Raw genomic sequence first — 694 nt, 5'->3', positions numbered from 1 at the left:
CCATGGCCGACCCCGCCCTCGCGGAACGCACCACCGGTTACGTCCGGGGCGGCATCTCCCCCCTGGGCCAGCGCAAGAGGCTGCCCACGGTCCTGGACGCCTCCGCCACGTCCCACGAGACGATCTGCGTCTCGGCGGGCCGCCGCGGTCTGGAGGTCGAACTCTCGCCGAAGGACCTGACGACCCTGACGAACGCGGTCCTGGCCCCCATCGGCCGGACGTAGCCCCGGCCGCTCGCCATGGTCACGGGCACCGGCGCCGCGCAGTGCGGGCATCCACACCCCCCGCAGTGCGGGCATCCGCACCCCGGTGCCGCGGGTGCTCGTAACCCGGAGCCGCGGGCGCGCGCAGCCCGGAGCCGGCGGGCCGTCGTGCCTCGGAGCCGCGAGCGGCCGTGCCGCCCGGGGCGGCACCGGCGGACGCCGGGGGTGCCCCCTGCTCGAAGGGCTCGTGGGAGGCACCCCGTCACGCCGGCTTGCGCAAGCCCCCGTCGCCGCTCCCCGGCCCCGGGCCCGGCCCGTACCCGTACGGCCCCTCCGGGTCCCGCGGCCCGAACAGCGCCGTCAGCCCCAGATGGACCAGCAGCGCTCCCACCGACCAGGCCAGCAGCGCCCCCTTCGCCCCGAGCTCCGTCGGCGCCGAGAACGTCACCCCCCGCCCCACGTCCCTGGCGTGCGCGAGCACGTCCTGGGCC

Annotated in this window: 1 protein-coding gene and 1 pseudogene; one reads left to right on the top strand and one right to left on the bottom strand. The window is 78.0% G+C overall.

The window, feature by feature from the left end:
* Positions 1-224: YbaK/EbsC family protein (locus CCN42_RS39560; RefSeq protein WP_281259573.1), on the top strand; the 224-nt coding region annotated here is incomplete at its 5' end.
* A gap of 241 nt (positions 225-465) precedes the next feature.
* Here the strand turns inward: CCN42_RS39560 and CCN42_RS39555 are convergent.
* Positions 466-694: pseudogene (locus CCN42_RS39555) on the bottom strand (AAA family ATPase); the annotation flags it as partial.

The organism is Streptomyces glaucescens, from assembly GCF_002154375.1.
Taxonomy (GTDB): domain Bacteria; phylum Actinomycetota; class Actinomycetes; order Streptomycetales; family Streptomycetaceae; genus Streptomyces; species Streptomyces glaucescens.
This window is presented reverse-complemented; position numbering and strand designations above follow the sequence as displayed.